17 protein-coding genes are annotated in these 24,507 nt (G+C 60.6%); 9 read left to right on the top strand and 8 right to left on the bottom strand.

From position 1 onward, the window contains the following. Nucleotides 1-16: 16 nt before the first annotated feature. Both BLU37_RS19925 and BLU37_RS19920 read right to left on the bottom strand, forming a co-directional pair. Complete coding sequence (locus tag BLU37_RS19925) at nucleotides 17-2,914, bottom strand: sensor domain-containing phosphodiesterase (RefSeq protein WP_090207974.1); 2,898 nt, start codon at nucleotides 2,912-2,914, stop codon at nucleotides 17-19. Between the two features lie 225 nt (nucleotides 2,915-3,139). Continuing rightward, complete coding sequence (locus tag BLU37_RS19920; RefSeq protein WP_090207971.1) at nucleotides 3,140-4,513, bottom strand: MFS transporter; 1,374 nt, start codon at nucleotides 4,511-4,513, stop codon at nucleotides 3,140-3,142. Between the two features lie 94 nt (nucleotides 4,514-4,607). Between BLU37_RS19920 and BLU37_RS19915 the strand changes: the two genes are divergently transcribed. Then, entirely contained in the window at nucleotides 4,608-5,468 is an 861-nt protein-coding gene (locus BLU37_RS19915) for a LysR family transcriptional regulator (RefSeq protein ID WP_090207969.1), read from the top strand. Nucleotides 5,469-5,514: 46 nt separating this feature from the next. Here BLU37_RS19915 and BLU37_RS19910 read toward each other — a convergent pair whose 3' ends face one another. Then, nucleotides 5,515-5,964, bottom strand: a complete 450-nt coding sequence (locus tag BLU37_RS19910; RefSeq protein ID WP_197678400.1) for a RidA family protein — start codon at nucleotides 5,962-5,964, stop codon at nucleotides 5,515-5,517. Between the two features lie 288 nt (nucleotides 5,965-6,252). Between BLU37_RS19910 and BLU37_RS19905 the strand changes: the two genes are divergently transcribed. Together BLU37_RS19905 and BLU37_RS19900 are read left to right on the top strand one after the other, a co-directional pair. After that, entirely contained in the window at nucleotides 6,253-8,454 is a 2,202-nt protein-coding gene (locus BLU37_RS19905; RefSeq protein ID WP_090207965.1) for an OsmC domain/YcaO domain-containing protein, read from the top strand. 66 nt (nucleotides 8,455-8,520) lie between these two features. After that, nucleotides 8,521-9,018: a GNAT family N-acetyltransferase gene (locus BLU37_RS19900; protein ID WP_090207962.1), complete on the top strand. Its 498-nt coding sequence runs from the start codon at nucleotides 8,521-8,523 to the stop codon at nucleotides 9,016-9,018. 4 nt (nucleotides 9,019-9,022) lie between these two features. Here the strand turns inward: BLU37_RS19900 and BLU37_RS19895 are convergent, their stop codons facing one another. Both BLU37_RS19895 and BLU37_RS19890 read right to left on the bottom strand, forming a co-directional pair. Further along, nucleotides 9,023-10,219 carry a TraI domain-containing protein gene (locus BLU37_RS19895; RefSeq protein WP_090207959.1) on the bottom strand — a complete coding sequence of 399 codons (1,197 nt, stop codon included), beginning with the start codon at nucleotides 10,217-10,219 and terminating at the stop codon, nucleotides 9,023-9,025. 197 nt (nucleotides 10,220-10,416) lie between these two features. Further along, on the bottom strand, nucleotides 10,417-10,752 hold the full coding sequence (locus BLU37_RS19890) for an ArsR/SmtB family transcription factor (RefSeq protein ID WP_010448783.1): 336 nt from the start codon (nucleotides 10,750-10,752) through the stop codon (nucleotides 10,417-10,419). Between the two features lie 57 nt (nucleotides 10,753-10,809). Here BLU37_RS19890 and BLU37_RS19885 point away from each other — a divergent pair, with 57 nt between their 5' ends. The 6 genes from BLU37_RS19885 to BLU37_RS19860 all read left to right on the top strand — a co-directional run bounded on the left by BLU37_RS19885 (nucleotide 10,810) and on the right by BLU37_RS19860 (nucleotide 15,126). After that, on the top strand, nucleotides 10,810-11,901 hold the full coding sequence (locus BLU37_RS19885; protein WP_090207955.1) for an NADH:flavin oxidoreductase/NADH oxidase: 1,092 nt from the start codon (nucleotides 10,810-10,812) through the stop codon (nucleotides 11,899-11,901). 250 nt (nucleotides 11,902-12,151) lie between these two features. Continuing rightward, on the top strand, nucleotides 12,152-12,817 hold the full coding sequence (locus BLU37_RS19880; RefSeq protein ID WP_090207952.1) for a hypothetical protein: 666 nt from the start codon (nucleotides 12,152-12,154) through the stop codon (nucleotides 12,815-12,817). Beyond that, the gene (locus BLU37_RS19875; protein ID WP_019360669.1) at nucleotides 12,814-13,335 is read left to right on the top strand and encodes a hypothetical protein; all 522 of its coding nucleotides are present in this window, start codon (nucleotides 12,814-12,816) and stop codon (nucleotides 13,333-13,335) included. The genes BLU37_RS19880 and BLU37_RS19875 overlap by 4 nt, the downstream gene beginning before the upstream one ends. After that, on the top strand, nucleotides 13,332-13,853 hold the full coding sequence (locus BLU37_RS19870) for a hypothetical protein (protein ID WP_090207948.1): 522 nt from the start codon (nucleotides 13,332-13,334) through the stop codon (nucleotides 13,851-13,853). Before BLU37_RS19875 ends, BLU37_RS19870 begins: the two co-directional genes overlap by 4 nt. Nucleotides 13,854-13,908: 55 nt before the next feature. Then, nucleotides 13,909-14,487, top strand: coding sequence for a DUF4291 domain-containing protein (locus tag BLU37_RS19865; protein WP_090207945.1), 579 nt, complete (start codon nucleotides 13,909-13,911; stop codon nucleotides 14,485-14,487). Between the two features lie 51 nt (nucleotides 14,488-14,538). Next, complete coding sequence (locus BLU37_RS19860; RefSeq protein WP_090207943.1) at nucleotides 14,539-15,126, top strand: hypothetical protein; 588 nt, start codon at nucleotides 14,539-14,541, stop codon at nucleotides 15,124-15,126. A 48-nt stretch (nucleotides 15,127-15,174) separates the two neighbouring features. On the opposite strand, the gene BLU37_RS19855 is transcribed toward BLU37_RS19860, so the two are convergent. From BLU37_RS19855 to BLU37_RS19845, 3 genes are all read right to left on the bottom strand, one after another. Then, nucleotides 15,175-15,378 (bottom strand): DUF6124 family protein, encoded by a 204-nt coding sequence (locus BLU37_RS19855; RefSeq protein ID WP_232000354.1) that lies wholly within the window; start codon nucleotides 15,376-15,378, stop codon nucleotides 15,175-15,177. A gap of 528 nt (nucleotides 15,379-15,906) precedes the next feature. Beyond that, nucleotides 15,907-16,461, bottom strand: a complete 555-nt coding sequence (locus tag BLU37_RS19850; RefSeq protein ID WP_157696394.1) for a hypothetical protein — start codon at nucleotides 16,459-16,461, stop codon at nucleotides 15,907-15,909. Then, nucleotides 16,461-24,482 (bottom strand): two-partner secretion domain-containing protein, encoded by an 8,022-nt coding sequence (locus BLU37_RS19845; protein WP_090207935.1) that lies wholly within the window; start codon nucleotides 24,480-24,482, stop codon nucleotides 16,461-16,463. The genes BLU37_RS19850 and BLU37_RS19845 overlap by 1 nt, the downstream gene beginning before the upstream one ends. Between the last annotated feature and the right edge of the window lie 25 nt (nucleotides 24,483-24,507).

Raw genomic sequence — 24,507 nt, 5'->3', positions numbered from 1 at the left:
GCACGGTGCTTCAGGCTCATGGCCTGCCAGAGACGCGCGCCCTCACCGCCGCCAATCCCATCGGCTTGGCAAAGTAATAGCCCTGCGCCTGCCCCGCCCCCATCTCACGCAACAGCTCCAACGTCTCCTGATCCTCGACCCCTTCCGCCACCACACTCAGATCCAGCGACTGCGCCATTCGCACAATGGCCCGCACAATCGCCCGGCTTCGCGCACTGCTGGTCAGTTCGAGAATGAACGACTTATCGATCTTCAGCCCACTGAAACGGTACTGATGCACATAGCTCAACGAGGAAAAGCCGGTCCCGAAGTCATCGAGTACCACCGACATGCCGTTATCGGCCAACTGCTGCATGGTCTGCCGGGCAATCGCCGGCTCGGCCACCAAGGCGCCTTCGGTCAACTCCAGGCAGATCCGTGACGGCGCCACGCCGTACTGCGCCAACAGTGCCAGCACATCACCGGCAAACTCCGGGCGCGTCATGCTGTAGCTGGAGCAGTTGATGTGCACCGAAGGCCAATGGGCATGCTCGGGGTGGGCGAGAATTGCAGCGACACTGCCGAGCATGTACAGGTCCAGTCGGCCGATCAGGCGCAGGCCCTCGAAGTCCGGCAGGAATTCGCCCGGTACGATCACCCGACCACCCGGCTGATGCCAGCGGACCAACGCTTCCAGAGCCAGCAGCTCACCGGTTTCGAGACTGACGATCGGCTGGAAATACGGTAGCAGTTCGTCAGTGCGCTTGAGCGCATTGCGCAAGGCTCCTTCGCGCTCGACCTGGTCCGAGACCTCGCGGCGCAGTTCCTGATTGAACACCGCGTAGCTGTCGCGCCCGCCGCTCTTGACCCGATACATCGCCGTATCGGCATCGCGCAGCAGGTCGGCGGGCTCGTGGTGGAACTGGCTGTCGGCACTGACAATGCCGATGCTGCAGGACGAGAAGACTTCATGGCCATTGATGAAAAACGGCCGGTCGAACGCCACCAGGATCTGTTCGGCGATCTCGACCACCGCCTCCAGCGGCGCCTCGGGGACGAGCACCGCGAACTCATCACCGCCCAGGCGCGCGAGCAGGTCACTGTCGCGCAGGCAGCCGCGCAGACGCTGGGCGGCCTGCATCAACAGCAGGTCACCAAAGTGGTGGCCGAGGCTGTCGTTGACCATCTTGAAACGGTCGAGATCGATAAACATCACCGCCAGGTGCCCGCCTTCGCGGCCAAACCACGCCCAGGCCAGCTTGAGGCGCTGTTGCAGGTAAGTACGGTTCGGCAGCCCGGTCAGTGCATCGTGGGAGTTTTCGTGCTGCAGCTTGGCGTTGGCGTGGTCGAGTTCGCGAGTACGGTTCTGTACCCGGGCCTCGAGCATGAGGTTGGCGGCATGGATCGCTTCGGCCGCAGAACGCCGCGACAGGGCGGTGTCGATGTGTCGCGAGACGAAGGTCAGCAGTTCCTGGTCGCGCTGGGTGTAGCTCACCTGCGCGGTATAGCTTTGTACTGCCAGCACCCCGCGCACCACGTCGCCATCGAACAGCGGGATACCCAGCCAGGAGTGGGAGCGGACGGCTGCATTGGGCGGATCGATCTCACCGCAGGCCGTCAAGCGGTCCACCTCGGCGAAGTCGACCCGGCATGGACGGCGCTGACGGATCACGTACTCGGTCAGGCCGCGACACCCACGGCGTGCCGGCGGACAGCGGGTCTCGCGCTCGTCGGCATAATAGGGAAAGGTCACTTCCCGGGTGGCATCGTCGAACAACGCGATGTAGAAGTTCTGCGCGAACAACAGTTCGCCGACGATACCGTGCAGGCTCTGAAACAACTCAGCCATGTCGCCGGGCCGGCTCGACAGTTCGGCGATCTGGAACAGCGCGCTCTGCAGATGTTCGGCCCGTTCGCGGTCCAGTACCTCCTGGCGCAAGGCATCGTTGAGCGCGGAAAGCTCCAGGGTGCGGCGCATCACCGTCTCTTCCAGGTCCGCCCGGTGCAGCATCCGATCCAGCGCCATGGCCACGTGACGAGCCACCACCAGGAACAGCGCACGGTCCTCGGCACTGTAGAGACGGGACACATCGTAGACCTGCATCGCCAGCATGCCGAACACTTCGTCCGAAGCGTTTTTCAGCGGCGCGCCCATCCAGAACTCGGGTAGATCGCCCACGCAATGGAAGCGCCCTGTGGCCTGGGCCGCGAGAATACCGGCGGAGTCGATCAGCAACGGCTGGCCGCTGGTCAGCACCTGACTGGTCAGAGAAAGGCGTTCGGGGTCGAGGTATTCGTGGTTCTCTGATTGCAGGGCCTGGGTATCGATGATATCGACGTAGTAGGGATAGTCGATCCTTCCGGTGTGCGGGTCGTACAGCGCCAGGTAGAAATTCTCGGCGTCGATCAGGATGGCCAGCAGCCGGTGAATGCCCACCAGAAACACCGAGCGATCGCGGGTCGAGCTGGCCAGGTAGATGATTTCATACAGCACGCGCTGGGTGATCTGCGCCCGTGCCAGAGTATCGGCCTGAACCCGTACGCCCAGGCGCCGGGCAAACTCGGCGAGCGCCGGTTGTGTGGCCTGCTCAAGCGGCGCGAGCAGCCAGCCGAGCACGCCCTCGCCCTGGCCGGTGGGCCAGCGGCACAGGCGTCGGGCCTGGCAAAAGGCATCGAGTTCATCATTCGCCACAATGGACGGCCACTGCACGCTCGGGTCACCCTGCCCGACCCGATGCAGTTGCTCCCCGGCACGGTAAACCGCCCAGGCGCGGGTGTGCGTCCAGTGGCGTGCCGAGTCCAGCAGTTGTTCGATGGTCTCCTCGTCGCCGACACAGGCCGTGACGAGGCTTTGCAAGTGACCTTCCTGTTGACTGGCGACCGTGTCGCCATCACTCGATTGCCGGGGGGAGTTGGTCAATGGACGAAAACTCATCAGCGCTCCCAACGCCAAAACTGGCGGTGCTCAATTACCGATTGCTAGCAAGGTGTTCCCCAGGAAAGCTTATAACGCTTTTCAAGGGTTGTTGGGTGCCAGCTACAGCAGAAAGCTCCGCGCCTTAATGCCATATTGACAGCATCCAGTCGCAATGAGAATGGGCTCCCGCAGTATGAGTTGTTTAGGGGAGTCTGAACCCTTATCCGTGAACTCGTTCGTAGTTCAGCTCGCGCCTACTGGCGAATCACTGCGCTGGAGCGGTTTCAGACCGATGAAACCGACCAGCATCGCCAACAGCAACAGCAGCACACAAACGCCCAGCGTGAAGCCCATGGCAGACGGCGCGTTTGCCACGGCGCCAAGTAACGCAACGCCCATCACGCCCCCCATCTGGCGTGCCGCATTGAGGGTTCCGGAAGCGGTTCCGGCATGGGTTGCCGGTACCGCTTCGAGCATCGCATGGGTGATCGTCGGTATCGCCAGCGCTATTCCCCCGCCGGCCAGCAGCATCGGCAGGATCAACAGCCGGTAGGATTGCTCGGCCAGCCCCGCCAGCATCAGCCCGTACCCGCAGGCGGAAATACCCAGCCCCATGACGACCAGGGTGCGACCAGGCCAGCGCGTGGCCAGGCGAGCGGCCAGCAGGTTCATCACCATCAGCACGGCCATCATCGGCAGGAAGGCGAAGCCCGTGCGCTCCGGCGTCCAGTGCCATTGCGCCTGAAAGTACAGGCTGAAGGTGAAGACCATGCCGTAAAACACCAGATTGGCGATCAATCCAATAGCCATCGTGCACCTGACCACTCGGTTGCGCAGCAAAGCCGGCGGCAGCATGGCGTCAGGATTACCGGCCTCCAGATGGAAAAACAGCCCACCGGCCAACAGGCAAACCGCGAAAGCCGCCAGGGTCAGCGGGCTGCCCCACCCTTCATGACCGGCCTCCGTCAGGGCCAGCGTAAGCATGACCAGCGCCAGGGCCCCAGTCAGTTGTCCGGGCAGGTCCAGCTTGCGCCCAGGCTGCCCCGCTTCGTCCGGGACACTACCGACCGTCAGCCATACACTCAACAGGCCAACCGGCAGGTTGATCAAAAACACGCTGCGCCAGCCTCCATAAGCCATCAACACCCCACCCAGCACGGGTCCGGCAGCCAGCGCGATACCACCGCCAGCGGACCACCAGCCCACCGCCCGGCTGCGCAGGGTCGGATCGGTATAGAGCTGACGCAGCAAGGCGAGCGAGGTCGGCACCAACAGCGCCGCGCCAAACCCTTGAATGACTCGCCAACCGATCAGCGCCCAGAGTGTCGAGGCCACTGCGCAGCCCAGTGAGGCGGCGGTAAATAGCATCAGGCCAATCAGGTACAGGCGCTTGGCGCCCAGACGGTCGCTCAGCGTGCCAGCCAACAGCAGCGACGCGGCAAACACCAGAGTGTAGGCATTGACGACCCACTGCAGGCCGCGCACGTCCGTGTGGAATGCACTGCGCAAGGCATCGAGGGCCACATTGACCACACTGACATCGATCAGAACGATGGCGAATCCGCTACAGGCGGCCAGCAGCGCTCGGGTGGAAGGGGGTTGCGGATGCTCAATCATGTCCGTCTCCTCAAGGAAAGAAACGACGATACAAGCAGAACCATCCGTGCGAATATTCCGAGAATTCGCACGGTATATAGGGAAAAACGCACAGATGCTGGACTGGGAAAATCTGCGTTACTTCGTCGCGGTCGTCGATGCGGGCAGCCTGTCTGCCGCAGCACGACGCATGAAAGTCGACCATGCGACGGTCAGCCGGCGTCTGTCGGCGCTCGAAGCCGAACTGGGCGTGAGGCTGCTCGAGCGGCTACCGCGCCGCTGCAACCTGACCCCAATGGGCGCGCAGATCCACCGACTCGCCCAGGACATGGAACGGGCAGCGTTCGGCATCGAACGGGTGGCCAGCGCCGAACAGGCGAGCATGTCGGGCAAGGTGACCTTGAGTGTGCCGCCGGTACTGGGGACGAACTTTTTTGCCGATCGTCTCGCGGCCTTGAGGACACGTCATCCGGGCATTCAACTGTCGATGGTCAACCAGGCACAGAGTGTGTCCCTGGAGCGCCGCGAGGCCGACATCGCGGTCCGGCTGTTTCGGCCAAGCGAACCGGCCAACGTCACCCGTCGCATCGGACGCATGCCGTTCGGGCTGTATTGCGCCCACGACTATGCCAACGCGGCACGACCGGCAGACTGGGGATTTATCGCCTATGACGCGCAGTATGCCGACATGCCACACCAGCAATGGATGCTGGCTGTGGCAGCGGGTCGTCCGGTGGTCTGCGAGGTCAGCGACATCAGCACCCAGCAACGGGTTGCGCGTTCGGGTCTTGGCGTCGCGGGCCTGCCGCTGTTCATCGGCGAGCACGACCCGGCGCTCAAGCCCCTGCCCTTCGACGGCGAAACCTTCTACTGCGATATCTGGCTGGTGGTGCATGGGGATCTGAGCAAGTCACCGTTGATCCGGGCTGTGCTCGAGTATGTTTCGCAAACGGTGGAGCAGGTGTTTGCGGGTTGATCCTTGTGCGCGCACCCTTGTTTACACAGGAATCCCCGCTACCTCTTCAAGTATCTCGTTTAGCCGCGATACATTCGATTTCCACCCGTGCGTTGGCGACCAGGCCCGCTACCGCCACCGTGCTGCGCGCCGGGTAGGGTTTCGAGAAGAAATTTCGATAAACCTCGTTGAACGATGAAAACTCAGAAATATCGGCGAGGAATACCGTGCACTTCACGACGTCCTTGAGGCTGAAGCCGTTGCCTTCGATAACCGCCTTGATATTGCTCAAGGCTTGCCGGGTTTCCGGCACGATACCGCCTGGGACCAGTCGATCATTACCATCGCTGCCGATCTGCCCGGCGCCGTAAAGCGTATTGCCCACGCGAACCGCACCGGAAAACGGTAATTCCTCGGCAACGGCCGGTGCCGGCACGTTGGCATTTGCCTGGTTCAGAAGTGCGATGAACACACTCATGATCGCCACACCGGAAAGACTCTTTTTCGACGGTTTCATTCACTGCTCCTCCATAACCCACACGGCGGAATCGAATTGATCCGCTCTGGTCGCACACGCTGGCGCAGCGGACCAAACCGATAATTGATCCAAACTCATGGGGCAAGATAGCCAGTGGTTTCCCACGAAGATGTAGGGAATGGCTCGACGTTAAAGCACCTTCGTCGATGAAGCCGTTCGGACAATCAACGACATAAAGCACCCAGTCTCGTCCGGTGTCGCTTCCTTCCCGGCAAAAAGACCGGATAATGGCGGCCATTCGTATTCTCGCTCTTCTGGTAATCCCGCATGGAAATCAAGGTCAACTTTCTCGACAACCTCCGACTCGAAGCCAAATTCGATGACTTCACGGTGGTGGCCGATCAACCCATTCGCTACAAGGGCGATGGCTCGGCCCCGAGCCCTTTCGACTATTTCCTGGCCTCGTCGGCCCTGTGCGCGGCTTACTTCGTCAAGGTATACTGCGACACCCGCAATATCCCCACCGACCATATCCGCCTGTCGCAGAACAACATCGTCGACCCGGAGAACCGCTACAACCAGATCTTCAAGATCCAGGTCGAGCTGCCTGCGGATATTTCCGACAAGGACCGCCAGGGCATCCTGCGCTCCATCGACCGGTGCACGGTGAAGAAGGTCGTGCAGACCGGCCCGGACTTCGTCATCGAGGAAGTGGAAAACCTCGACGCCGATGCCCAGGCCCTGCTGATGCCGAACACCGATTCGCAAGCGAGCACCTACATTGCCGGCAAGGACCTGCCGCTGGAGCAGACCATCGCCAACATGTCCGCCATCCTCTCGGGCCTGGGCATGAAGATCGAAATCGCTTCGTGGCGCAATATCGTGCCGAACGTCTGGTCGCTGCATATTCGCGATGCGCAATCGCCGATGTGCTTCACCAACGGCAAGGGCTCGACCAAGGAAAGCGCGCTGGCTTCGGCCCTGGGCGAGTTCATCGAGCGCCTGAACTGCAACTTCTTCTACAACGACCAGTTCTGGGGCGAAGAGATCGCCAATGCGGCGTTTGTGCACTACCCGGATGAGCGCTGGTTCCAGCCCGGCCGCCAGGACGCCCTGCCCAAGGAAATCCTCGACGAGCATTGCCTGGCGATCTACAACCCCGACGGCGAACTGCGTGGCTCGCACCTGTACGACACCAACTCCGGCAACACTGAGCGCGGCATCTGCTCGCTGCCGTTCGTACGCCAGTCGGACGGCGAGGTGGTGTACTTCCCGTCCAATCTGATCGAGAACCTGTTCCTCAGCAACGGCATGAGCGCCGGCAATACCCTGGCCGAAGCGCAGGTGCAGTGCCTGTCGGAGATCTTCGAGCGCGCGGTGAAACGCGAGATTCTGGAAGGTGAACTCGCCCTGCCGGATGTGCCACAGGAAGTCCTGGCCAAGTACCCAAGCATTCTGGCCGGTATCCAGGGCCTGGAGGAACAGGGTTTTCCGGTACTGGTGAAGGACGCGTCGCTGGGCGGCGAATTCCCGGTGATGTGCGTGACCCTGATGAACCCGCGCACCGGCGGCGTGTTCGCCTCGTTCGGCGCCCATCCGAGCCTCGAAGTCGCGTTGGAACGCAGCCTCACCGAACTGCTCCAGGGCCGCAGCTTCGAGGGGTTGAACGACCTGCCGCAGCCGACCTTCGAAAGCCAGGCGCTGATGGAGCCGAACAACTTCGTCGAGCACTTCATCGATTCCAGCGGCGTAGTGTCGTGGCGCTTCTTCAGCGCCAAGGCCGACTACGAATTCGTCGAATGGGACTTCTCCGGCCAGGGCGAAGACTCCAATGCCGAGGAAGCCGCAGCGCTGTTCGGTACCCTCGAGAACCTGGAAAAAGAAGTCTACGTGGCGGTGTATGAGCACCTGGGGGCATCGGCCTGTCGCATCCTGGTGCCGGGCTACTCGGAAATCTACCCGGTCGACGACCTGATCTGGGACAACACCAACAAGGCGCTGTTCTTCCGCGAAGACATCCTCAACCTGCACCGCCTGGACGAAGAAGGCCTGGAAGCACTGGTCGGCCTGCTGGAAGAAAGCGAGCTGGATGACTACACCGACATCACCACGCTGATCGGTATCGAGTTCGACGAAAACACCGCCTGGGGCCAGTTGACCATCCTCGAACTGAAACTGCTGATCCACCTGGCGTTGAAGAACTTCGAGGAAGCCAAGGAACTGGTCGAGACATTCCTGCAGTACAACGACAACACCGTCGAACGCGGGTTGTTCTACCAGGCGCTGAATGCGGTGCTGGAAGTGGAGTTGGACAACGAACTGGAGATGGCCGACTACGAAGCCAACTTCCGCCGGATGTTCGGCAACCCGCGCATGGACGCGGTGCTCGGCTCGGTAGACGGCAGCGTGCGCTTCTTCGGCCTGACGCCGACCAGCATGAAGCTCGAAGGCCTCGACCGCCATCAGCGCCTGATCGACAGCTACAAGAAACTGCACGCGGCACGAGCCAAGATGGTCGCCTCGCGTTAAACCCTCCCGAGAAAAAAGCGCCCCGTGCGCTTTTTTCTCATTGGATACTGGAGCCACCTGAATCCGATGTCCGACTGGTCAATTCAAACCGTTACCCATGAATCCATGGATGAGGTGATCGACTTCGTCAACGACGCCCGCCGCGAACTTTTCCCCATGCTCGCCAACGCGCCGATGCCCGCCGACCTGGCCCGTTTCGCCGAAACCTACCTGAAGGACGCAGGCCGGTTTCTGATCGCCCGCGATCAGGGCCGATTGGTCGCAGCCATCGGCTATCTGCCCTATGACCACCGTTTCCCGCAACTGGACTATCAGGGTCTCCGGGTCGTCGAGGTGGTGCGTCTGTTCGTGCTGCCGGAATACCGCCGACATGGCCTGGCCGCCGCGCTGTTCGGCGCACTGCGGGACATGGCGGCGCAGGCGGGGATCCAGTGCCTCTACCTGCACACACATCCTTTTCTGCCTGGGGCAATCACCTTCTGGGAACGCCAGGGCTTCGTTATCGTGGACCTCGAGGCCGATCCGCTGTGGCGAACCACGCACATGCAATTGATGCTGGAGTGAAGCTTCACGTCTTCAGCCGCAAGGCAGGATTGTCTGCCGGTGTCTCGGCAAAGATCAGCAGCGGGTCCTTGAACAGATAACCCTTGATGTCGCGGGTCTTGCGCAGATCCTGAAGCTCACAGACCCAGATGTTCAGGCCTGTACTGCCTTTACGATGCACTCGCTGCTTCTCGAAACAGCGCTGAACCCAGCGCCAATCATCTGTGCCCTGCAACTGGGCAACCTCGGCAGTCTCGGGGTGTTCCTGGACATATCGATGGAAGATGCCCGGGGAAACCACGAAGGCTGTACCGGCCACACTGTGGACCTTTGCCGCACGGGTATTGGTCACGATCCTGCTCGTGAGAATGCCTTCGCGCAGCCAATCGATGAAAGCCTCGCCCTGGGTCTTGTCGCCCGCATCATCGCTGGTTGCCGCAGGTGTCACCGCCATGACCGGGACCACCTCGATGGGAGACTGTTCGAGTGGCCGCACCGGAGCAGCCTCCCGTCCGCTGGCGATCGAAGCCAGATAAGCCTGGCTGACCAGTTCTCCCAACACGCCCGCCTCTTCATCGTGCCCGGCCAGAACCTGGATCAAGGCGCTCCATAGGTCGGGGTGGCCACTCAACCACTGGAGTGTCGAATGAGGCACCAACTGGGTGAGCAACACGCCTGCCGCCGCGGCATGAAGCCTCACAGGGCATTCGTTGACGTATCTGAAACGATAGGGTCGGTCGGGCGGCCCCATCCAGGGATGCCATACCGCGCCATTGGCCAGTTGTATACTCACCTCGACGATGAGCTTGCCCAAATCACGCAACAACGCCGCATAAGCCGTTGCGACGCTCCAGGCCTCCGCCTGACTGCCCTGCACCTGCGCACTCGCGCCAACCGGCAGCAACCGCGACTGGCGCAATTTCAGGGCATAGACCAGGGTGCTCAGGCAGTGGTCGAGCAGGCCACCGGGATAGACATGATGATCGTGCGGTGAGGCAGGAAATTGCTGAGCCAGTTCGGCGCAACGCTCGATGGGCTTGAGATAGAGCACATCGAACTGTTCGCGGGACAATGAGACAAGTTGCCAGACCTGTCCGAGCAGCGCTTGCCGACGCGGTGTCGAAAGCAGCTCGGCAGCCGACTGCGGGATGAAGTAGCCGACAACAGGTTCGCCTCCGTGGGAACCTGCAGCCTTTCTTTTCCGCAGCCAGCGCCAAAGCATCGAAGTGTCATCCGTATCCGTGGAGAGACCTGTCGAGTTCCCGGGCCACTGTTCGCCCAGCCGCCCATGAACCCTCGTTTTCTACGCGGATTCAAGAACGCACACGGGGGGTGTGACCACAGGAAAACAGGTTGGCTGCTAGCGTGTTTCAACCACTGAATGTGTGGCCCATCAGCGCACCCGCGCAAACACGTGAATCAACGCTGGGAAAGAATGCAGCCGAGCAGACCGGGAAACCGCACATCGAGCATTTCAGAGCGCAATGAGTTCATGTGCGTGGTGCCGACATTACGGGTATGTACGAGCCCCGCATCGCGCAGCACACGAAAATGGTGGGACATGCTGGACTTGGGCCGTCCGCCGTCCAGCTCGCCGCAGCTCGCTTCGGCAACCCCTGCCAGGCAACGAACGATCTCCATGCGCACGGGGTCACTCAAGGCGTAGAGCACGCGTTCGAGCATGAGGTCTTCGGGGTTCGGGTGTTTGAATTCTCGCATGGACCGAATGATAACAAGGCTTCCGTTTATTGCCATAGTTCGATTATGATCGAACAACCAAATAAATACCCTCTCCTCCGGCTGGAGTTCTCCATGTCTGTTTTGTTCGAACCCTTCAAGCTCAAAGACGTCACGCTACGCAACCGTATCGCAATCCCGCCAATGTGCCAGTACCAGGCCAACGATGGCCTGATCAACGACTGGCACCATGTCCACCTCGCCAGCCTGGCGCGTGGCGGTGCCGGTCTGCTGGTGGTCGAAGCTACCGCCGTGGCACCGGAGGGTCGCATCACCCCCGGCTGTGCAGGCATCTGGAACGATGAACAGGCCCAGGCCTTCGTCCCCGTGGTCAAGGCCATCAAGGCCACAGGTTCGGTACCGGGTATCCAGATCGCCCATGCCGGGCGCAAGGCCAGCGCCAACCGTCCGTGGGAAGGCGACGACCACATTGCCGAGTCCGATGCCCGTGGCTGGCAGACCATCGCCCCGTCCGCCCTGCCCTTCGGCGCACACCTGCCGAAAACGCCAAAGGCCATGACCCTGGAGGACATCGCCCGGGTCAAGCAGAACTTCGTCGATGCCGCCCGCCGCGCCCGCGACGCCGGCTTCGAGTGGATCGAGCTGCACTTCGCCCACGGCTACCTCGGCCAGAGCTTCTTCTCCGAGCACTCCAACCAACGTACCGACGCCTACGGCGGCAGCTTCGAAAACCGTAGCCGCTTCCTGCTGGAAACCCTCGCCGCCGTGCGTGAAGTCTGGCCGGAAAACCTGCCACTGACCGCGCGTTTCGGCGTACTGGAATATGACGGGCGCGACGAGCAGACCCTCACCGAATCCATCGAGCTGGCTCGCCAGTTCAAGGCCGGCGGCCTGGACCTGCTGAGCGTCAGCGTCGGTTTCACCATTCACGAGGCCAACATCCCATGGGGCCCGGCGTTCATGGGCCCGATCGCCGAGCGTGTACGCCGCGAAGCCGGCCTGCCGGTGACCTCGGCCTGGGGCTTCGGCACCCCGCAACTGGCGGAAGGCGCACTGCAGGCCGGGCATCTGGACCTGGTCTCGGTCGGCCGGGCGCACCTGGCCGATCCACATTGGGCGTACTTCGCGGCCAAGGAACTGGGCGTCGACAAGGCCGCCTGGACCCTGCCGGCGCCTTACGCGCATTGGCTGGAGCGTTATCGTTAAGCTGAAGTGGCGTTGAACCGGAAAGGCACCGATGTTTCGGTGCCTTTTTTGTGGCGCCCGGCCACAGCGCGCTTGCGCAGACGCGACAAGTTCCAGGCGCCAATAAATCAAAAACCACCGTCCTTTCACTAGCAAAACGCCAGCCCTTCCCTTAGGCTTCGCCTCGCAAAAACCCGAGTGCCAGGAAGGCCGACATGCAGACTTTCCGAACGCCCACGGCGCTTGCCCGTCAGTTCAATCAGGAAAGTTCATGTTTCGCATCATCAAGGCTTCGGCCATCCTCATGCTGGTCGGCCTGCTCAACGGCTGCATCACCCACAGCGCCTCACTGGTCAGCGACCCGCTGCAACCTGCCAGCGGTGAGCCCGTGGCTTACCTCGTCGGTTCCATCGGCCCCGTGTCGTTCAAGCTCTCCCCAGCCGACAACCAACGCCTGCTGATCCGCAAACGCGGTTCCGCCTATGGCGCCGCCGGCCTGTGGATGCGCGGTGGCAACCAGACACCACAAGACATCGAGGACGGCGATGGCGCCGCCAGTGTCTTCGTACTGCCGCTCAAGCCCGGCGACTACGAGTTCTACGACTTCCAGTTCTTCTCCACGCAATACACGCCAGGGCTTGGCACCACCTTCACCTCGCGGCAGGCGCGGGAGAAGTTCAACCTGCCGCTGCGGCTCGAAGCCGGCAAGGCCTACTACCTCGGCGAATTCCGCTCGGTGTGCGTGATAGCTGACCGGTGTGCCTTCCTGTGGCGGGACCAAATCGCCCGCGATGGCGCCATCGCGCTGCGTAAACAGCCCGCCCTGCCGCCTCTGCAACCGATGAACCTGGACCTGAAGAGCGCTGCCCCCTATCTGTTCATCGCCCCGACATTGGCCCCAGGCAAGCCTGCCAGCGCCACGGAAGTCAAACCATGAGAACACTTGCCAGCCTGATCGCCGCCAGCCTGTTGACCGGCTGCACCGCGACCAACACCTTGCCCGATAGCACCCTGGCCGATGGCCAGGACTACCTGCAGCCCATCCACGTGATGGTCGACGACCCGATGCAGTCCTCGATCCTGCGTAACCATCTGCGCGAGACCGGGGTGTTCCGCAACATCGAAACCGGCAGCGGCAAGGCCGGTGAATACAGCGTACAGATCAAGCTGAACATGCAGCGTGAGTATCCACCGTTCCCGGTAGTACTGCTCAGTTGCGCCACGCTGTTCATGCTGCCGCTGTCGAAGGAAATCGACACCGAGACCGAGTTCACCGTCCTGCGCGGCGACCAGCGCCTCAAGCAGTACCACTATCGCAACAACACCCAGAAATACACCTGGTTGCTCGACCAGGGCGGCGAAATGGAAGGCCAGAACCTCGGCCGCATCGCCCGCGCCTTTGCCCACGATGTGCGCCAGGATCAGCTGATCCCTGCCGTCGGAGCCGCACAATGAACCGCCAGCACCTGGCGGCCGCCGCCCTGCTCGGCCTCACCCTGCTCACCAGTGGCTGCAGCAACGTCCTGAAACCGCTCGACTACCACGCCGAACACGCCTACGTGCCGGTCACCCTGGACCTGGGCCCCATCAACAATCGCTTCGACGAGCAGCGCCATCGCCAGATGATCGGCGTGCTCAAGGACACCGGGGCGTTCTCGATGCTCGATGGCGGCTACAGTCGCAGTGGCTACAGCCTATTGATCCGCGAACCCTATGACGGTGGCCCGAACTACCTGGGCCTGCTGAACGTCTTCACCCTCTTCACCTTCCCGATGCCTTACCACTACAAGGACAATCTGCGTGGCCAGGTATACAAGGACGGCGAGTTGCTCAAGACCTACAACTACTCCCGTGAAGGCTGGAGTGCGTTGGCCTGGTACGTGCCGCTGCCGAGCGTCGAAAACCGCCGGCAGATGCTCGATCAACTGATGAATGAAATGGACAAGGACAAGGTGATTCCCTATCAACCCTGAGCACCGTCCTTGTCGAGTACGCTGTCACACAGCAAACAACCCACAGGAATATCATTTGCCTACACCCCCGCTTCGCCAGATTCGTGCGCAGTACGACGACCGGACCATTCGCGTCTACCAGGCCTATTCGGACTCGATCGCCGAATCCGCTATCGCCCACGGAACCTTCGTCTCGCCGCCGTTCAAGATGGAACGGATGACCTGGATAAAACCCTCCTTCCTCTGGATGATGTACCGCGCCGGCTGGGGCCTGAAGGACGCCGGCCAGACACGCATCCTGGCGATCGACATCAGCCACGAAGGCTTCGCCTGGGCCCTGGAACATAGCTGCCCGAGCCATCCCGAAGAGTCAATGAGCCAGGAACAATGGCTGGCCCTGAAGGAGAAGTCTCCGGTCCGCATCCAGTGGGACCCGGAGCGTGACCTGCACCTGCAACCGCAGACCCACCGGGCCATCCAGATTGGCCTCAGTAAGGAAGCCGTCAGCCTCTACGTCAATGAGTGGATACAGAACATCACCGACGTGACCCCACTGGCTCGTCATATTCATGGGTTGGTATCCGAGAACAGGCTTACCGAGGCGCAGCAGACACTTCCAGTGGAAATCGAGTACAGGCGGCCGCCCGTTACCTGAGCCGCACCTTTTCATCATTCAGGCGAACACTTTCAAGGAGATTCAGACGTCATGAAGAGCACCCAACTGCTGACCCTCGCTCTCGTTCTGGCACTACCGGCCTGCCACTCCAACGTCCGGGACTCATCGCCCAGCCTCATGAAGGACGGCGTGCAACTGGGTCAGAAAAAGGTCGAGGTCGATGCCGAGCACGCCAAGGTCATCATGAAATCAGCGGGCAGCTCCACTCCCGTGGAGTTCTCGGTCCGCCGCTCGGCCGATCCCGACCAACGCATGGAAGTACTGGGCAAGGTGGCGTACACGGGCCGTGGCCAGGTATTCGGTTGGATCGCCAAGCTCAATGAGACCAGCCACAGCGCGCTGCTCAAACACTTCCCGCAGCTGGAAATGCAGGCCGATCCCGATCAGTTGCTGCAGGTGTCGGGCTACGGGAGCGGCGAAACAGCCACTGCATACCATACCTGCGGCCCCATCAGCACCCGCTTTACGCCACAGCGCAGCAAGGTCTATCTGGTCGAGTTCCAGTACATCGACCAGCGCTGTGAACTGCATGTCTATGACGTGACGAAGCCCAAGGAGCGCATTCCGGTGGAGAGTACGTCTTCGGTGCAAAAGGCGTCGGTGTCCTCTACACAATGACGATGCAGGGGAAGACCGGGTCTTTCTGGTCTTCCCTGCTCTCCCGCTTCAGAGCTGAGCAGGCTGGCTATTGGCGTCAGCCGCCAGCGGCTTGTCCAGCAACGAGTCCACCAACCATTGCGCCAACTCGATCAAGTGTACGACGCCCATGGCGACGTTGCGGTTGGGGCCGGCCTGATGGTCGGCGTTTTCATAGGCTGTCGCTGCGGCGGCCTGCAGGATTGAATAGACGGTGACGAGGGTGGATTCCAAGTTGTTCTCTTGCGGTGGAAACCCTGGAGGGAGAATCGAGCGTTGCGGCTGGACGTTGGTGCTTAGCTCATTGCTTTGCGACAAAGACGGTGTAGGAGTGGTTCTGGACATCAGGCAAAGCTCCTTGGATGAGTGGAGTGCCTTGGTATAAACAGGCTGCTAAACCCGGCCTCTGAGTTGGCAGTGACAAGTCCAAGCCTAGCCATCGGTTCCAACACATACAAGCGGTGCGAGTTTTCTAGGAAATTTCGTGCAATTGAAAGAGAAACATCTTTCAAATCAAGACTAAATGGTTCAAAAACGCTCGATGCCGCGCGCGGCTACACTCACAAACAGCCTACTCATAGCTATTTATCGTCGAGTTTAATCATACTTGACAAACATACCTCCCTGAAACATCTGAAGCCTCCTCCGCAGAACCCTTAAAAACAGCAAACGAACATCCCCAACACCCACCAATACAATTAAAAGCAACCCAATGAGATGATGCCAGCAAAGCCCATGAAAGGTTCTCGAATACTAAAGTAATCACCCACCAGGAATCACACACATAGCAGTAATGATTTGATCTGGCTCATCCTCCAGACGGACTCCCCAACCAGAAACCTCCAGCCCATCGTATCCTCCGCCTCCATAGAACCACTCTTCAGCGGAATCAAACTCTAAATTAGCGAAAGGCAGAAGACCCACAACCAACGCACCCAAACCAACACCACAAGGCAGCACTCCCTTATATGAAAACCGGCGAATATCCTCACTAGTAAACCCTAGGCCATATACCTTTATCGCATACACTTCGTGTGCCCTCAACATTATATATATAGCACACTCCTCTTTGATGCCACCCTCATTAAAAATTGAAAACGAGTACCCTCCAGCGCCGGTGCACTCCTCAAAGCCATGCCAAGTCAAACGAAGAAGCGGCCCCCGCTCAAACTTGTACAACAACAAATCCTCATCAACCACATACCGGCTCAGAACATGTTCAAGAACCCTAACACCAGCGCCTAGAGGAATCCCCCCAAGAGATACTGATGGAGCAATAGGCGCATCCCAAGAAATTGAAAAGTCATCAACAGCCATCACTTAGGAACCCACATATTGGTTTTAGGAATAAACTTAACTTCTTGCCCCATTGGATTCAAATAAGTCACATGAGGCTCAATAATAGGCCTGTCCGGACCGTAAAATCTTGGCCGATACTCCATAGGATCAATGACCTTAATTTCACTCTTATCCTTATATGTCAACTTATAATACTCACCATTATGCTGCGATGGCGGAACATCCCGCCCTATAGTTGACGGACTATATTGAATTTTAACAATCCCTGTTGCACTGCCTTCAATATCGTACACCTGAGCATTACCTGACGTATTCTTCTTTATAGAAACCGTTGCATTCGCACCATCCATGGTCAGAGCCTGCTTGATCTGCTCAATGGTTTTACCCCAAACGCTAATCGGATTTCCAACCATATCACGTGGAAGACCTGCCTGTGCCGCCAGATCTTCACGCAACCCAGCCCCCGAGACGGCGGAAGTAGCAGGCCTGTTTATGTCGCAAGGCCCGACGTTGTGCACCCACGTTTTAAGCTTTCCGACATAAAACGTGTGCCCAACGTCAACCGTCAGGTTGAACGTCTTGCCTTCTGGTTGAAACAGCTCCAACGAGCGGACTCTGGTCGAGACGTTCTCGCTGGCACCATCCTCCAGCGACTGGAGCAAATCACCCGTTCGGAGATCTATAACCGGGACAAAGCCTTTTTGCGCCGGAACATAAAACGGGTGCCCGCCTGTCACCAGCAGCGTTTCACTTTCGGCTACGCCATCAGCGTGAAGGCTCTCCAGCTTCAAGCGATAGATCGGCTGATCGGTCCGCACGTGAGTCGCCAGAATTGCCGCAGCGAACGGTTCCCCACCTTTCTCTGGCTTGCTCCAGACAATGTCGCCTACTTTGAGCGTATCAATCGCCCGATCGCCCGACGGAGTCGCAACCATCGTGCCTGCGGCAAAACAGCAGGGGCCGATGAGCTCTCCCTTCGTGGTGCCCTTGATCTCATTGCTGGCAACACTCGTTTTGGTACCCGGGAACTTGACACTGGCAGCACCCAGCGCCCCGACAACCATGTTGCCAACCCCGTTCCAGGTATCACCCTCAATCACCTGGTTTACGCCATAGCTGGCCTGCAGCACACCGTTGGCAGCCGCAGCAATACGGACTGTCGCCCCCAATGGCCCCGACATCGCATACAGTGCCGGCGTACCGATATTGGCCAGGCCCTGCTGTTCGTTGTCGATCCGCAGGTAGCCTTGCGCATCCCTGTAAACCAGCTCGTTGGCTGTTTTGTCCCGACTCCAGAATGGATTGAAGACTGAGACGCCATCCTGTTCACGCAACGCATCGGCGTAGGCGACCTTGGCCTCGGTGGTCCCCGCAAACGGATATTCACGTATAGGAACCGGGCCATTTTCCAGCAGCATCTTGATGCTGGATTCCGCAGCCTCAGGCCCATACTTGAGCTGCTGCTCATAACCATAGACCTGCAGGTAAGCCGTCAGCTCACTCATCTCAGCCTTGGACAGAGACGCCGGGTCGAAATGGTACTTCTCCAGCAGAGCGTCGCTGCGTTGGTCAGCACCTTCCAAGGAAGACAGCTTCCTGGCTGACTCTATGCTCTTCGTTTCATCAAACTCCTTGCGAGCCCGATCACGAACAGCTTGAGAATGATTGCCCAGGAAGTTGTACTGAGTAGCGTTAGCCGCAACGGTTGCCGCCTGTCCTGAATCCCCACCCGAAGCAACCGCCCCCAGCACACCAACGATCTGCGAGAGCGCCATCAGGTTCGCTTGAGCCCGGATATACTCCGGAGTCCCCTCAACGAGGTCCTTTGGCATCAGTTTGTCGCCGGCCAGACCGAGCAATATCTCGTTGACCCCGCCCGAAATCGCCCCGGTCTGGAAGTCACCGCCCATTGCCTTGGACAACAGCCCACCCAGGCCGGCATGCAGGAGAATCTTCTCCAGGCTGCCCTCGTCGAGGCCCAGGTCACCGATCTTCCCAGCGCCCACCGCGCCGCCGATGCTGATTGCCGTGCTCGTCGCGGCGCTGGCAAGGTTGTCCTTGAGACTACCCCCGTACACCGCCGTCTTGATCAGCGCATCGGCCGTCACTTTCATTGCAACGGTCTGCGCGCTCGGAAGGTCGAAGCCGATCTTGTCAGGGCTGTAGCCAAGGCTCTGCGTCACCCCGGCGGTCGCGAACGAAACGGCGTAGCCCTTCATCGCATCGGACGAGGTTACATCCTTGAACACCGCGCCCAGGTTGCCGCCATTGTTGATGAAACTGGTGGAAGCATTGGTCGCTGCGCTGGTCGACACCGCAGCCACGCCCGCCACCAACACCGGCGAGCTGCCGGCCATGGCGGTCATCACCGCCGGCCCGACTACCGCAGCCATGATAATCGCGATAATCAACTGCGAAGCCGGCCCAAGCCCCGAGGTGTTGTACTTGAAGGACTCGTGAATCTCCTTCACCTGCCGCCAGTCGACGTCGCCGCGCTTCTCGGCCTCCTTGAGCCATTCCAGCTTCGGATCGGCCTTGACCATCGCGTCGATGGTCTGGCTGACCGACTGCTGGTTGACCTCCTTGACGTCGATCTTCAGGCCTTCGACCGCCTTGATGGTGATCTTGCCCTCGGCGACCATCTGGGTCTGCCGAAGGGTCTCGTCGGTGTTGCCCTTGCCTTTTGCCGAGTTCCAGAACGAATTGTTATTGGTCTTGGTATGGCTTTCGTCGTGCAGGTCCTTCACGCCTTCGAAAACGATGGCACCGCCACTGTCGAGGGTGATGTCCTTGCCACTCTGCAACTGCGCCACCTGATAGCGCTGGTCGCCACCGCTCTTGAGCGTCAGGTCGCCACCGGTGGTGATCTGGCTGCCGACATTGGTGACCTGGGTCACCTCGTCGTGCTTGAGCTTGAGGTTGCCGAAGCCCCCCTTCTCCTTCATGTCGTACAGGGTGTGGTCGGTATTCTGCGCTGCCAGCAGTTGCAGGTTGTTCCCCGCATCCACCAGCACATCGCCACCCGACTTGAGGTGACTGGCGACCAGGGTCACATCCTGCTTGGCCACCGCCGTCAGGTTGCCACCGGCCGTGAACTCGCTCGCGACCTGCTGGGTATGGCTGTCCAGCTCGTGAATGCGTTTCTTGCCCTTCTTGCTGCGGGTGTCGACGCTGTCCTCGTCTTCAGCCGAGGCCAGGGTCAGGTCACGACCGGCGCTGACTTCAAGGTCCTTGCCGGCCTTGGCGGTACTGGCGACTGCATTGATATCCTGCCCAGCCTCCAGCACCAGATCGCCCTCGGCGCTGACGCCGGAGCCAAGGTTCTTGACGTGGGTGGTCACGGTGTTCTTGTGCCCACCGTTCTTGATGATGTGAGTCTCGCTGCTGTCGGTCACCGCCAGCAGGTTGATGTCGCGACCGGCCTTCAGCGTCGCGTCGCCGCCGCTGCTGATCTGGCTCTTGTTGGTCAGGTCCTGCCCGGCAATCATGCTCAGGCTGCTGGTCGCCGAGATATGGCCGCCGTCATCGAGAATGGTGCGATGGCCATTGCCGTCGCTGACCAGGATGGCGGTACGATCGTTGACGATGTCACCGTTCAGCGCCGTCAGGCTGACCTGGTTGCCACGGATGTCACCGGCCATGGCATTGCGAATGCTGTCCTGGGCCATCATCGAGAAGTGCTGACCCGCTTCCATCAGACCGCCGTTGTAGACGCTTTCACCGGCGATCACGCTGACGTCGTTGCTGGCGCGCAGGGTGCCGACGCTAACCAGGTTATTGCCGGCGATCACGCTGATATCACGGCCCTGGACCAGACTGCCGCCACGAATGTCGCGGGAGTCGACCTTGGCCAGGTACAGCACCGGCACCAGGACTTTCTCTCCCTGTACCTGGCGCTCTTCCATCCAGACGATATCGTGGGTCAACGACGCCACCTGGGCCGAAGTCAGGCCGACGCCGACGGTCAGATTGAGCTGGTCCTTTGAGGCGATACCATTGTCCATGAGGTAGCGGAACTGGTCGTACTCGCTGGTCAGGCCATTGGCCAGGAAACGCTGGCCGGTCTGGGCGAACACCGCATCGCTGATCAGGCGGGTTTCATAACCGCCGTCGCCAAGACGGCGCCAGGCCTGCTGACTGTCGAAGCCCAACTGCCCGAGCATGTAGTCCGAACTGAAGAAGCTCTTCAGGTCGGTCAGTTGCGGGTTGGTCTCGATCAGGTACTGGCCCTTGGGATTACGACTTTGGGTGAACAGGCCGTAGTCGCCCTGGGGCAAGCGGAACGTCGGCAGCGCCGTCGGGTCGACGGACACGAACGGCGAACCACTGAAGTCGGCTGGTACGAAGCTGACTTCGACGCTGCCGTCTGCGGCCACATGCTCGACCCGTGTCACATCTTTCGGCGCCTGGGACGGAGGGCTGCTTGCGTTGACTGCGATGTCGATACCGCCGACTTTCGCGCCTAACTGGTTATCGCCCATGCTGCCCGTCAACTGCGCCAGAGTGTTGTCCACCAGGCTGCCGTTCTGGATATTCTGGGCGACGTTCAGGCTGACCTTGCCGCCCGCCTGGATGGTGGCGGCGTAGACGGTGTTGCCATCCGCGCTCCAGGTGGTGACATCGCTCATCAGGCTGAAACGACCATCGGAGGAGCGGCTGATCAGCTCGTTGAAACGAGCCTCGTCGAAATGGCCGGCGGCGACGGCGGCGTTAAAAGCCGGCACGTCATAGGACTCCATCTGATCCCAGTAATCGGTATCGATCCTGCCCGGAGTACCGATCTGAATGACATTGCGCCCGGAACGCGATACCGCGCCCTGGTTGAGCAGGCTGCCTGCCGTCAGGGTCAGGTCGCCGTTGGCCGCCATCAGGCTGTAGCGGTTCTCTATCTTGTCCGCCTGGGCCGTGAAGCTCTTGCCTGCCACCAGGCGCGCTGCCGCCGAGTCCTTGATCGCCTGTTCGTTGAAGACCTTAGTGATGGTGATGGTGCCACGCTTGAACGAGTCATGCCCGCCACAGTGCTGACCACAGACCCAGGACAGGCTACCGGAGACCGCCCCGCCCTTGCTCATCTCGAACTCGGCCTTGGCGTTGGTCAGCTCGCCGGCCTTGAGATCGATGTTACCTTCGCTTTCGACACTGCCGGAGAGGTTACTGAACATACTCGCCTTGCTGTCATCCAGCGCAGCGAAACTGAGGTCGCCCTTGCTGTAGATGTCACCGTAGAAGTTGCTCAGGCTGTCGCCGCGAACGCGCAAGTCGGCGCCGCTGAACAGTAGACTGTCCTTGTCGTTGTAGACGCCATTGACTGCCGTCAGATTGACTGCGCCGAGCGCTCCGAGGGTGCCATGGTTGTTGATCCGTGCAGCCTTGATCGCCAGAGCCTGGTCGGCCACCAATCGGCCGAGGTTTTCCAGGGTGCCTTGCAGGGTGAGACGAGTATCACCGCCGCTCGCCAGCCGACCACCGGTCTGGCTCAGGTCGACGGCACTGATGTCCAACGTCTTGAGGGAGGAAATCACACCGCTGTTGGTCAGGTTTCCCGCAAGCTTTAGGGTCAGGTCGTTGTCGCTGACCAACTCGCCGGCGTTGCTCAGGCTGGCAACGTCGAACTTCAGCGCACCGGCGCTGGCGATCCGCTCGCCGGTCGCAAGCGTCAGGGCCTGGATACTGGTGTAGCTCAGCCCACCATTGAGCTGCCAGGTGCCAACGCCATCCACGTTGCCGATCTTCCAGTCGCCGGCGCCCAGTCCGGTCATGCGGCCCTGGCTACCGCGCAGGCTGGCGATGCCGAGGGTGAACAGTCCCTGGCCGCCGTGTTCGATACGGCCGCCATTGTTGTTCAGCGATGCGGCAGTAAGGCCGAAGGTGGTACCACCGACCACGATCGAACCCGCCTGATTGTTCAGTTCGCCGGTGAGCGCGATATGGCTGGCGTCGCCCTTGAGCGCGCGCAACTGGCCGCCGCTGCTATTGTCGAGACTATCGCCATCGACGGTCAGGTTACCCGCGGACTCGACCAGCCCCTCCTGGTTGAGGACGCGGTCCACGGTCAGTTCGAGGTTGCCCTTGAGGCTCGCGACCAGGCCCAACTGCCCATTGAGGGCGCGGTTGTCCAAGTCCCCGGCAATCAGCTGGATATCCGAGCCCTTGATGCTGCCACCCTGGTTGTTCAGCAAGCCCTTGTTCAGCAACAGCGAGACCTGGCTGCCCTCGGCGAGCAAGGTGCCCTGCTGGTTCAGCACCCGGTCGGCGGTCAGCTTGAGCCCTTCGCTGCCTGCCAGTACCTTGCCTTGTTCTCGGTTGTCGATTTCCTCTGCGAGCAGCTCGATCCTGCGGGCCAGCACCTGGCCATTGCGGTTGTCGATCCGGCCTTTGTCGGCCAAGACCTGAACCTGCTCGCCCACCATGACACCGTCACGGTTGTCGAGATTCGCCGTAGTCACCTCGACCGCTCCGATGGTGGACTGCAGGCGCCCCCCCTGGTTGTTCAGGTCCTGTCGGCTGGTGATCTTGAGCGTGCCGGACTCGGCACTGACGCGACCCTTGAGGCTGTTGTCGAGGCTCAGGATCTCGGCGGTCAGGCTGTTGGCGATCAGTGCGCCATTGCGGTTGAGGATCTCCCCCCCCGTCAGCAGCAGATCAGTACCGGCGAGCAGTTTACCGTCACTGTTGTCGAGTTGTTCCTCGGCATGCACCTTGGCAATGCCGCTACTGGCGTTAATCAGACCCAGACGGTTGTCGATGCGTGCCGCGTGGACCTCAGTCTCGGCAGACACCAACTGGCCGCCACGGTTGTCCAGGGTCTGCTCGGCCTTGGCGTCGATCTTGCGGCTGGCGATCACCTTGCCCGTGTTCTGGACCGCCTTGCCCAGTAGTGTCACATCACCCTCGATGTTACGGCTGCCGTCCTGGTTTACTCCGGCGTCGATGCTGCCGCTGTTGACCAGTTGGCCGCCGCTCTCCAGGCGGATACCGTCGTGGGCCGCAAGGCTCTGTCTGCTTTGCAGGTCACCGCGGGTCTTGATATCGAGATCGCTGCCGGCGTAGATCGCGCCCTTGGCCTCCAGGCTCTCGGTCGTGACCTTGACCGCCTCGCTGGCAATGGCCTGCGCCATGGTCAGCTTGCCATTGGCATCGATCTGGATATCGCCGGCGCTGGTGGCCATGTTGCCCGCCAGGCGCACCCCAACACCTTTTTCTGTGCCCACCAGGCGAATCGCTCCGGCATACATGCCGCCCAGGGCGGAGCTGTCGATGGCCAGCTCCGGGGCCACACTGCCATCGTCGGCCCGGGCCACCGCAGTAAGATCATCGGCCTTCACATCATTGCGGCCGGTGATGACATTGAGCTTCTTGGCGTAGATCTCGGCGTTGATCCTGGCACTGCGGGTAATCAGGTCGAACTGCTCGACCGTGCCGGCCTTGAAGCCCGCGCCGTCGATGTCGATGAAACCGCCGTCCACCTGGAAGTGGTCGACCCGGCCATTTTCAATGACCGCCTTGCCAGTGCTGAGGGTAACCCGCGGGGTATTGATGAAGCCGCAACCATTGCAACTGATGCCATACGGGTTGGCGACGATCACATGGGCCGACTGCCCCGCCACTTCGGTGTAGCCGCGCAACTGGCTCGGGCTGCCGCCGTTGACCTCGTTGAGGATAGTAGACGCGGCACGCCCGTTGAGATTGCTGTTGCCGAGAATGATCCCGCCCAACTGCGTGGACTGGGTGCGGCCGGTGGCGTTGTTGAGAATGACGCCCTGGCTGCCGACGTTGTAGTCGTGGAACTGGTTATGCGACAGCCCATTGGCATTCGGTGCGGCGATATTGACGATGGGCACACCATTACCTGCCTGACCCAGCGTGGTCCCCGGCGCACTGACCACGATGCCATCGGCCTGGGCCCACAGCGGCTGCCAGAACATGACGTTGACCAGCAGGAAGGCTATCCCGCGCTTCGGCAAGCAGAGGAACTGGTCACGGTTTTTCAGGGCCGAAGAAGGTTGACCCGCAAGGAAAGCGAACTGGCGAACGTCCATGTCAAAAAATCTCGAATCAGATAAA

The sequence above is a fragment of the Pseudomonas asplenii genome, assembly GCF_900105475.1.
GTDB lineage: Bacteria > Pseudomonadota > Gammaproteobacteria > Pseudomonadales > Pseudomonadaceae > Aquipseudomonas > Aquipseudomonas asplenii.
The sequence above is the reverse complement of the archived record's forward strand: the minus strand, read 5'-3'. Positions and strand labels throughout refer to the sequence as shown.

Excerpts from the sequence above, each read along its gene's own strand:
- BLU37_RS19870 (WP_090207948.1), top strand. The coding sequence starts at position 13,332 with ATGAACCGCCAGCACCTGGCGGCCGCCGCCCTGCTCGGCCTCACCCTG.
- BLU37_RS19925 (WP_090207974.1), bottom strand. The coding sequence starts at position 2,914 with ATGAGTTTTCGTCCATTGACCAACTCCCCCCGGCAATCGAGTGATGGC.
- BLU37_RS19900 (WP_090207962.1), top strand. The coding sequence starts at position 8,521 with ATGTCCGACTGGTCAATTCAAACCGTTACCCATGAATCCATGGATGAG.
- BLU37_RS19860 (WP_090207943.1), top strand. The coding sequence starts at position 14,539 with ATGAAGAGCACCCAACTGCTGACCCTCGCTCTCGTTCTGGCACTACCG.
- BLU37_RS19915 (WP_090207969.1), top strand. The coding sequence starts at position 4,608 with ATGCTGGACTGGGAAAATCTGCGTTACTTCGTCGCGGTCGTCGATGCG.
- BLU37_RS19905 (WP_090207965.1), top strand. The coding sequence starts at position 6,253 with ATGGAAATCAAGGTCAACTTTCTCGACAACCTCCGACTCGAAGCCAAA.
- BLU37_RS19845 (WP_090207935.1), bottom strand. The coding sequence starts at position 24,482 with ATGGACGTTCGCCAGTTCGCTTTCCTTGCGGGTCAACCTTCTTCGGCC.
- BLU37_RS19895 (WP_090207959.1), bottom strand. The coding sequence starts at position 10,219 with ATGCTTTGGCGCTGGCTGCGGAAAAGAAAGGCTGCAGGTTCCCACGGA.
- BLU37_RS19920 (WP_090207971.1), bottom strand. The coding sequence starts at position 4,513 with ATGATTGAGCATCCGCAACCCCCTTCCACCCGAGCGCTGCTGGCCGCC.
- BLU37_RS19890 (WP_010448783.1), bottom strand. The coding sequence starts at position 10,752 with ATGGCAATAAACGGAAGCCTTGTTATCATTCGGTCCATGCGAGAATTC.
- BLU37_RS19850 (WP_157696394.1), bottom strand. The coding sequence starts at position 16,461 with ATGGCTGTTGATGACTTTTCAATTTCTTGGGATGCGCCTATTGCTCCA.
- BLU37_RS19875 (WP_019360669.1), top strand. The coding sequence starts at position 12,814 with ATGAGAACACTTGCCAGCCTGATCGCCGCCAGCCTGTTGACCGGCTGC.
- BLU37_RS19880 (WP_090207952.1), top strand. The coding sequence starts at position 12,152 with ATGTTTCGCATCATCAAGGCTTCGGCCATCCTCATGCTGGTCGGCCTG.
- BLU37_RS19885 (WP_090207955.1), top strand. The coding sequence starts at position 10,810 with ATGTCTGTTTTGTTCGAACCCTTCAAGCTCAAAGACGTCACGCTACGC.
- BLU37_RS19910 (WP_197678400.1), bottom strand. The coding sequence starts at position 5,964 with ATGAAACCGTCGAAAAAGAGTCTTTCCGGTGTGGCGATCATGAGTGTG.